Annotated in this window: 6 protein-coding genes; 3 read left to right on the top strand and 3 right to left on the bottom strand. The window is 38.5% G+C overall.

What is annotated here, in order from left to right:
- Positions 1-1,158 precede the first annotated feature (1,158 nt).
- Positions 1,159-2,619, top strand: coding sequence for a glycoside hydrolase 100 family protein (locus tag H5968_RS23745; RefSeq protein WP_187041911.1), 1,461 nt, complete (start codon positions 1,159-1,161; stop codon positions 2,617-2,619).
- Between the two features lie 52 nt (positions 2,620-2,671).
- Here the strand turns inward: H5968_RS23745 and H5968_RS23740 are convergent, their stop codons facing one another.
- The 3 genes from H5968_RS23740 to H5968_RS25905 are packed head-to-tail and all read right to left on the bottom strand — an operon-like array spanning position 2,672 to position 7,911.
- Positions 2,672-3,895 (bottom strand): ATP-binding protein, encoded by a 1,224-nt coding sequence (locus H5968_RS23740; RefSeq protein WP_255427238.1) that lies wholly within the window; start codon positions 3,893-3,895, stop codon positions 2,672-2,674.
- Between the two features lie 4 nt (positions 3,896-3,899).
- Entirely contained in the window at positions 3,900-6,293 is a 2,394-nt protein-coding gene (locus H5968_RS23735; protein ID WP_187041910.1) for a WD40 repeat domain-containing protein, read from the bottom strand.
- Positions 6,280-7,911 (bottom strand): ATP-binding protein, encoded by a 1,632-nt coding sequence (locus tag H5968_RS25905; protein ID WP_255427237.1) that lies wholly within the window; start codon positions 7,909-7,911, stop codon positions 6,280-6,282. Before H5968_RS25905 ends, H5968_RS23735 begins: the two co-directional genes overlap by 14 nt.
- A 319-nt stretch (positions 7,912-8,230) precedes the next feature.
- On the opposite strand from H5968_RS25905, the gene H5968_RS23725 reads away from it, so the two are divergent.
- Positions 8,231-9,571, top strand: a complete 1,341-nt coding sequence (locus H5968_RS23725; RefSeq protein ID WP_187041909.1) for a 16S rRNA (cytosine(967)-C(5))-methyltransferase — start codon at positions 8,231-8,233, stop codon at positions 9,569-9,571.
- Positions 9,572-9,628: 57 nt separating this feature from the next.
- Complete coding sequence (locus tag H5968_RS23720; protein WP_187041908.1) at positions 9,629-10,051, top strand: TerB family tellurite resistance protein; 423 nt, start codon at positions 9,629-9,631, stop codon at positions 10,049-10,051.
- The last annotated feature ends 28 nt before the right edge of the window (positions 10,052-10,079 follow it).

Genomic DNA, 10,079 nt, shown 5'->3' with positions numbered 1-10,079 from the left:
CAAAGGTTAGAGGCTGATAAACACAGAAATTAGTGCAAGGGTTTTGAAGGGTATACCGGAAAAAGTGTGCATTTTTGGGGATTTCAAGAGATGGCAAAGAAATTTTCAAATCTCCTCCTGACTCCTGACTCCTGACTCCTGACTCCTGACTCCTATGCCCTCACGGAAAGACTTTCTCAGCAACCCCTACTTATGGAGTTTTTAAAGTAAGCTGTTGTGCATTTAATTTGTATAAGTGGAACAGGCATCTTGCCTGTTACACAAGAGTTCAGAATATTAGGATTATACAATTTAGCTGTGTAACAGCTTATTAGATAATTCTCAATTTTTGGGATTTCAAGAGATGGCAAAGAAATTTTCAAATCTCCTCCTGACTCCTGACTCCTGACTCCTGACTCCTATGCCCTCACGGAAAGACTTTCTCAGCAACCCCTAGTTATTTGTGATTTGGTTTGATGATTGGGTTATAATGTCGAAATTTTCCAGAAAATTGACATTTTAAATTTTTTAATGATCTATATTGCATATTGGGAAAAAACGTTATAAATTGTTAAGTTAAAGGGGAATAATTTAACCAGCAGTTGCAAACAGTCAATCATTGTCAAGTAAATATACTGTAAGGGGTTGAAACTTCATTATTACGATCCTAAAACAGCATGGGGGGTATGTTTTTGTTTGTAAAAGCACTATCCTAGATTTTCTCATGGGATAATGCGGAATCTCAAAATATATCTTGTATATTTTGCTGTAATTTTTCTGATGAATATTTTTTGTATTGTTTGATGTGAATAGCTAGAACACCGATTCATTAATCGTCAGGGAGAAGGGAAAAAGTGTGCATTTTTTGGGATTTCAAGAGATGGCAAAGAAATTTTCAAATCTTCTCCTGACTCCTGACTCCTGACTCCTGACTCCTGACTCCTGACTCCTGACTCCTGACTCCTATGCCCTCACGGAAAGACTTTCTCAGCAACCCCTAATTATGACCTAATTAATTTGCTGATAATCAGTAATTGTAACTGATTTTGTTTGAGGATTGCTATTAAGGAATGTTATTTGCTATTGCTCAAGTTATATTTTGCTGAACATAGCAAATACTCATGAGAAATAAAGCCGCATTCACCACAAATTCACTATCTTAATGGAGTTATTCTGGCGATGCAACTAAATGAATTAACCACAAGTAAAACTACAAGTGAAACTATAGAAAAAGAGGCGTGGCAGGCACTAGAAAATTCAATACTTTACTATCAAGGTCGTCCTGTTGGTACTTTAGCGGCTTATGATCCATCCGTAGAAGCATTGAATTATGACCAATGTTTCATTAGAGATTTTGTTTCTTCAGCGTTGATTTTTCTGATTAAAGGTAGAACCGATATTGTCAAAAACTTTTTGGAAGAAACGTTAAAGTTACAGCCTAAAGAAAAGGCGTTGGATGCTTATAAACCGGGTAGGGGTTTAATTCCAGCCAGCTTTAAAGTTGTGACTATTAATGGGGAAGAACATTTAGAAGCTGATTTTGGAGAACACGCGATCGCTAGAGTCACACCTGTTGATTCTTGTTTATGGTGGTTGATTTTATTACGTGCCTATGTAGTCGCTACTAATGATTATACTCTAGCTTATCAACCGGAATTTCAAACAGGTATCCGGTTAATTATGGAAATCTGTTTGGCAAATCGTTTTGATATGTACCCGACATTATTAGTTCCTGATGGTGCGTGTATGATTGATAGACGCATGGGAATTTATGGACATCCTTTAGAAATTCAAGTGCTATTTTTTGCGGCTTTGCGTGTAGCCCGTGAGTTATTAATTTGTCAAGGTAATCAAGATATTGTTGAAGCAATTGATAATAGATTACCTTTGTTATGTGGACATATTCGCAAACACTACTGGATAGATCTGAATCGTTTGAATGCCATTTATCGCTTTAAAAGTGAAGAATATGGGAAAACAGCGGTGAATTTATTTAATATTTATGCTGATTCCTTGCCTTACTATGAACTAGATAAATGGCTACCGAAAAAAGGCGGTTATTTTGCTGGTAATGTCGGACCATCTCAATTAGATACTCGCTTTTTTACCCTGGGAAATTTAATGGCTGTGATTTGTGATTTATCCACAGAAGAACAGTCACAAGCAATTATGAATTTAATTGAAAAAAGATGGGATGATTTGGTAGGAGATATGCCGATGAAAATCTGTTTCCCAGCTTTAGAGAATGAAGAATATAGAGTGGTGACAGGATGCGATCCGAAAAATATACCTTGGTCCTATCATAATGCCGGAAGTTGGCCTGTTTTAATGTGGATGTTAGCCGCAGCAGCAGTGAAAACTAATAAAACTGGTATGGCTAGAAAAGCAATAGAAATTGCTAAAGCGCGATTGAGTGAAGATGAATGGCCAGAATATTACGATGGTAAAAAAGGTAGATTAATTGGTAAACAAGCGCGGAAATATCAAACTTGGACAATAGCAGGATATTTATTAGGGAAAGAACTCATAGATAATCCTGATTTCTTGCCATTAGTTAGTTTTGATAAATTACCCCCAGAAACAATTTCTAGGGCTTGTGAGTTTGAAGTGGGTAGTATAGATTCTTTGATGAATTTATAAATCGTAGGGTGGGTTAGCGTCTGTGTTACCCACCTTTATTTGTAGATCCCCCTCAATCCCCAAAAAGGGGACTTTGATTAATTTCCCCCCTTAATAAGGGAGGTAAGGGGGGATCTCGATTAATTTGGATACTTCTGAGATATCCTTTCAGCCATTGGCAGAAATTATCATGATATAAACTGTAAACAGAAACATTAGATTTAATTTCTACATTTAAAAACTCAAACCAAGCTTCTAAAATTTCCTCTACATCAAATTCATCAGTATCTAATAAATTAGCAATATCTGTAACTGATATAAGTTGTGTTTCTTCGGCTAAGACTTGCAAAACAGCTAGGGGTAAATCTTGATTTTCCCAATCTAGCATTTTGGCTAAATGTTGTTGATAGTAGGTTTCTAATGCTGGTGGGAATGATGTTTGTATTTGTTGGGTTTGGGTATAGAAACCGTCAGCAATAGCGGTGAAGATTGCGCTGATGTATTGAAAATTATTGGCTTTTTCGGTGATTTTGTGGGTATTTAACCAAGATTTTAGATCCCCCCCAACCCCCGTTAAAAAGGGGGGAGAATTTAGGGTTGTTTGAATATAATTTTGTATATCTTGTTTATTTTCCTGTGGATAATCTGCTAAATTCAAACTTTGTACTGGTGCTTCAATTAATAAACCAGAATTACTTGATAAAAACGGACGACGGGTAAGGAGAAAATACACTCCTTGGGGGAGGTAGCGGGGAAGATAAAAAATATTTGTTCCTGGTGGTTGTAAGTTGCGGTTGATGCAGTTTAACCCGTCAATGGCAATAATTAATTTTTGGTTTGGTTGGTTTGGTTGGTTTGGTTGGTTTGGTTGATGTAATTGTAAATTTTCGCTGATTTGTTGTAGTAACAATGATAAAAACCAACTTCCTTCTGTAGCGTTATCCGGTAAATTTGGCAGGGATAGATTTTGAAACTTGGCGATAATTTGACAACATATATATATTAAAAATTCCGCAGCGTGATTTTTCTCCTCTAACTCCGCGTTGTAATAAATCACTTGGTAATTTTTGGGAGAATTTTTTTGAGCATATTTAGCAATTATGGCACTTTTACCGCTACCCGGTGGGCCGATAATTGTGAAATAACCCCGGTTATAGCGGTTGAGAAAATTATTAATCTCAGTAAAAACAAACTCACGACCGATAAAATTCGTGCTTTTGGCGTTAATAATGTCCGTGAATTGTTGCTGAGTATCCAGGTAATTATTAACCGTTGGTGGTCTGGGGGTGGAGTTCATAAATTTATTCTCCCCCATTTTCCAACTTTAGAAAATGCACCATTCCCCCAACGTCACCCGCGACAATTGTTAACGTATCTGTGAATTGATTGGGAAGTGCAACCGCACAGGAAAGAAAGTCACTGTCACCTGTGAAAGTAGCTATTTCTTCCCCGGTCTGTAAATTCCACACCTTGACAGTATTGTCCCAAGAACCAGAAATCACCCGTTGATTGTCTGCTGTGACTGCGACTGCGTTTACCAAACTACTATGACCTTTAAAGGTGAACAGTTCTTCCCCGGTCTGTAAATTCCACACCTTGACAGTATTGTCCCAAGAACCAGAAATCACCCGTTGATTGTCTGCTGTGACTGCGACTGCGTTTACCCTATCACTATGACCTTCAAGGGTGAACAGTTCCTTCCCGGTCTGTAAATTCCACACCTTGACAGTATTGTCAGATGAACCAGAAATCACCCGTTGATTGTCTGCTGTGACTGCGACTGCGTTTACCCTACTACTATGACCTTCAAGGGTGAACTGTACTTCCCCCGTCTGTAAATTCCACACCTTGACAGTATTGTCATCTGAACCAGAAATCACCCGTTGATTGTCTGCTGTCACTGCTACTGCGTTTACCCTATCACTATGACCTTTAAAGGTGAACTTTGATTTAATACGATTTATAAAATTACCAATAAACGCAAAAAATCCTTTTTCAGTCTGTAAATTCCACACCTTGACAGTATTGTCATATGAACCAGAAATCACCCGTTGATTGTCTGCTGTGACTGCGAATGCGTTTACCCTACTACTATGACCTTCAAGGGTGAACAGTTCCTTCCCCGTCTGTAAATTCCACACCTTGACAGTATTGTCATATGAACCAGAAATCACCCGTTGATTGTCTGCTGTGACTGCGACTGCGTTTACCCTACTACTATGACCTTCAAGGGTGAACAGTTCCTTCCCCGTCTGTAAATTCCACACCTTGACAGTATTGTCCCAAGAACCAGAAATCACCCGTTGATTGTCTGCTGTGACTGCTACTGCGTTTACCCTACTACTATGACCTTTAAGGGTGAACAGTTCCTTCCCGGTCTGTAAATTCCACACCTTGACAGTATTGTCAGATGAACCAGAAATCACCCGTTGATTGTCTGCTGTGACTGCTACTGCGTTTACCGAACTACTATGACCTTTAAGGGTGAACAGTTCTTCCCCGGTCTGTAAATTCCACACCTTGACAGTTTTGTCATATGAACCAGAAATCACTCGTTGATTGTCTGCTGTGACTGCGACTGCGTTTACCCAATTACTATGACCTTTAAAGGTGAACAGTTCTTCCCCGGTCTGTAAATTCCACACCTTGACAGTATTGTCAGATGAACCAGAAATCACTCGTTGATTGTCTGCTGTCACTGCGACTGCGTTTACCCAACCACTATGACCTTTAAGGGTGAACTGTTCTTCCCCGGTCTGTAAATTCCACACCTTGACAGTTTTGTCAGATGAACCAGAAATCACCCGTTGATTGTCTGCTGTGACTGCGACTGCGTATACCCAACCACTATGACCTTCAAGGGTGAACAGTTCCTTCCCCGTCTGTAAATTCCACACCTTGACAGTATTGTCATATGAACCAGAAATCACCCGTTGATTGTCTGCTGTGACTGCGACTGCGTATACCGAACTACTATGACCTTCAAGGGTGAACTGTACTTCCCCGGTCTGTAAATTCCACACCTTGACAGTATTGTCAGATGAACCAGAAATCACCCGTTGATTGTCTGCTGTGACTGCTACTGCGTATACCGAACTACTATGACCTTCAAGGGTGAACAGTTCCTTCCCCGTCTGTAAATTCCACACCTTGACAGTATTGTCAGATGAACCAGAAATCACCCGTTGATTGTCTGCTGTGACTGCTACTGCGTATACCGAACTACTATGACCTGAGAGAGTGCGGATTAAGCTTCCTCCTGCTTGGGTGAGACTGGGAGTGAGGGTACGCAACCAAGGGTGAGGGTGGTTTGTTTGTGCTTGGTTTAATAGGGTTTGAATTTCTGGGGTGTGGATAGCTTGTAACCTTCCCCATAATTGACTGGGTAATTGTTGTTTGTCTTGGGTGACTATGTGTGCAGACAGTCGCAAAGCACTTTGAATATATTTTAAGGTTTTGGTTTGGTCTGGGTGGGTTTTGGTTTGGGTATCATCCAGTAAATCATAATCTTCTATTAATGCTTGGATGCCAAAGTCAGGATGATTGATTTTGGCGGATATGAATTGATAATTTGTGAGGGTTTGGAAATATTTTTCATACTGACCAGAATTAACCAAACTATAAGGATATCTAGCCAGACGAATTTTTTGTTTATGTAATTTTTGGGCAGAGGATTTTTTTTCAATTTGTTTCATTGTCATCCTCATCCTGTTCTAAATAATCCGCAATGCGCTGATTTACTTCTTTAAATAACTTGCGGGTTGCTTGTAGTTCTCTTTTTGCTTTCAAGAAATCTAAGAAACTAGCATGATAGATACTGTAACAAATATCTCCATCTATATTTGATGTTCTTAAATATTCAATCCATTCATCTAAAACATCCTGTACAACATATTCATCTTGATGGAGAATATTAAAAATCATCTCACAGGGAATTGGTGTGGCAATTTCCACTAAGGTAAACAGAATCATTACTTTCATTTCTTTAGATGAATCATTCATTTTCATCCTGTCCCAATGAGTTTGATAATAATCTTGTAACCCTTGTGGTAATTGGGTTAATTTAAAATCATTATATTTACCCTCTGCTATTGCTGGTAACACATAGCGCAAGTACATAAAATTATTTTCACTTTTTGCGGCTAATTCTTTAATGAAAGATTCAATGGTGATACTTTGACTGGTAATCCAATTTTGTAAGCCGTTTTTATGTTCTGGGTCATTTTCTAAACAAAAGCGAATATATTCTTGAATATCCTTTGCGTTTTCTGCATCATACTTTTTGTCAGTCAAATCTAATTCTTCTTGTGTTACACCTTCTGTATAAAGTCGTTTTTTACCGGGTTCATAGCGTCGTCGTGTCAGGAAGAAATAAACATGATCTGGTAGGGTTTTGGGTAAATATAAAATATTTTCCGGTCCTGGTTCTTGGTTGACTTCATCTAGTGCATCAACAAAAATAATTAATTTTTTATCATTGCCAATTTTTTCAGTAGTTTGCACCAGTAAAGTTGACAAATCAGCATTTTCAACATTTTCTAATTGGTAGCGATTAATCAGTTGTTCACGAATGCTGTTAAGAAATAAATCAGGAGTGTTCTGACTATCTGATAAGATGTTAAAAAAACAAACTGCTTTCAGGTCAGAAACATATTTTGCTACAATGGTACTTTTGCCCATTCCCGCATCACCGATAACTGTAAAATAGCCTTTTCTATTGGTGTTCACGAATTTCGCAAAGGCTTCAAATACAAATTTGCGACCGCAGAAGGATTGGATTTTTGTTTCAATTAATGGTTGATATCCTGGGGGATATTTATATGTTTGAGTTTCACGATATCTCGATTGCTTGAAAATTTTATAAAGTAAAACTTCCGCAGGTGTCATCGTGCGTTCAGCTACTCTGATAAAAACTTGACAAAATTCCTCAAATTCTTGACGAATGTTAATATTTTCTGAAATATTTTTTGATTCTAGCTCTCGTATTTTATCTCCCAAGATATTGCAATCTAGAAAATCTTCTACTTCTTGATGTAAGATTAAAGAATCATCGGAACTAAAACTTTTCCAAAAAGCTTGTTGAATTTGTTGTTCTCTAAAAAGTTCTAGAACCAACTCAGGTTTACCCACTCCATACTCAACTAAAGCATAATTGTAAACGCTAACAGCATCTTTTGGCGGTTGTAACGGATCAAAACCTAATTCCTTTTTAATTTTGATCACAATTTCACTTCGTTCTGCTGACTGGATAGCTAGGGGAGCAGCACTAGAAGCAATTCTAACGATCGCACTAATTACTGAGTTAATGTCCATTTTAGCGATAATATGGCAGAAATTCACACCTACACTCTATCTTAACAGTAGATGACGAGATTTAGCTTACACAGGGTAATCATAAATAAAGCGATCGCTCATTCGTTGTCTTAAAAAACAGAACTTACACAAAATCTCCTCAAACCCTATTTTTTCTGTGTCGCGCTAGTTGCTACAAGTCGGGAAACCGCCCAATGAACTGGTTTCTCTGTGTCTCTGTGGTTCGTTTCTATCAAACTTCAAAAAATCTGTTTTCAACTCCTTGGGCTGATCCTCACAGCTATAATGACTACTCTGAGTCAAATTCTCATTACCTTCCATGTCTAACCCCCGTCAAGTTGCATTTATCGCCCTCAAAGAAGTACACAAAGGAGCTTATACTGATGTCGCCCTCGACCGTGTATTACAAAAGTATAAACTACCCGACAATAACCGTAGATTAATGACAGAATTAGTCTATGGAAGTGTGAGAAGACAACGCACTTTAGACGCTATTATTAATCAACTGGCTACGAAATCAGCACTACAACAACCACCAGACCTACGGACAATTTTACATCTGGGTTTATATCAACTTCGTTATCAGGAAAAAATCCCTGTTTCTGCTGCTGTCAACACCACTGTAGAACTAGCAAAAACCAATGGGTTTTCTGGTTTGACGGGTTTTGTGAATGGGTTTTTACGGCAATATTTACGACTTGCAGAAACTTCATCAGAACCTTTAAAATTACCAGAAAATCCTGTAGAAAGATTAGGAATTTTATATAGTTTTCCCGATTGGATAATTGAAGTTTGGTTAAAACAATTAGGTTTTGAGGAAACAGAAAAACTCTGTCAATGGATGAATCAAACCCCGACTATTGATTTAAGAGTTAATATTCTTAAGAGTGACTTAGAACAAGTAGAATCAAATTTTAAAGATGCTGGTATTTTAGTGAGGAAAATTCCCCATTTACCCCAAGGGTTAAGATTAATTAGTAGTACGGGTGCAATTCAAAATTTACCAGGTTTTCAAGATGGTTGGTGGTGTGTGCAAGATAGTAGCGCCCAGTTAGTTGGTCATTTGCTTGATCCCCAACCCGGTGAGGTGATCATTGATGTTTGTGCAGCACCAGGGGGAAAAACTACCCATATTGCAGAGTTAATGGGGGATGAGGGCAAAATTTACGCTTGTGATAAAACTGCTTCTCGTTTACGCAAACTTACTGAAAATGCCAAACGTCTGAATTTACAATCTATCCAAATCTGCACGGGGGATAGTCGCACTTTTACCCAATTTCATAACATCGCTGACCGTGTATTATTAGATGCTCCTTGTTCCGGTTTGGGAACTATGCACCGTCACGCTGATGCGCGTTGGCGACAAACTCCCGCATCTGTCCATGAATTAGCCCAAATCCAACAAGAGTTGATATCACATACTGCAAATTTTGTCAAGCCTGGAGGAGTTTTAGTTTATGCTACTTGTACATTACACCCAGAGGAAAATGAAGAAGTAATTACAAACTTTTTAGAAAAAAATTCCCATTGGCAAATTGAACATCCTAGCTTTGATTTTGTTGATGTTTCTGCCTCTGGGTGGTTGAAGGTATGGCCTCATGAACAAGATATGGATGGTTTTTTCATGGTGCGTTTAAGAAAAACCAAGGATTCCGAGTGAATACTGCTAGGGATTGTACCATTTGATGAAAGACCGAATCTACTGGAGGAGGCAACAATGGTTAGTAATTCTCATGTTAAAAATCTAGTTAAAATTCTGATTGGAGCAGCTTGGATTGATGGTAGAATCCAGCCGGAGGAAAGACAATATCTGCGGGAAATAGCTCAAGCTAAGGGTTTAGCTACTGACCCAGAGATTAAGCCTTGGCTGTATGAATTAGTACCAGTTAAACCAAATCAATGTTATGAATGGGTGAGAGAATATTTGGGCGATCGCCCCAGTTTAGAAGAGTGTGAAAATCTGATTGAAGCTATCAGTGGATTGATTTACAGTGATGGTGAAGTAGCCATTGAAGAAGCTAAACTATTGACTACATTGGAGGAGTTGAGTAAATCCCATGATTCTACTCAACCAATTTACAACCCACTGTTAAAACAAATTCAAAAGCTTTATCGTCGTTGGGTGGATGTGCAGAATTAGGGACTAGGGACTGGGGACTGGGGACTGG

It is taken from the genome of Sphaerospermopsis sp. LEGE 00249 (assembly GCF_014299995.1).
In the GTDB taxonomy this organism is placed as follows: Bacteria; Cyanobacteriota; Cyanobacteriia; order Cyanobacteriales; family Nostocaceae; genus Sphaerospermopsis; species Sphaerospermopsis kisseleviana.
Note: the sequence above shows the minus strand (reverse complement) of the source record. Positions and strands in the feature narration are given on the sequence as shown.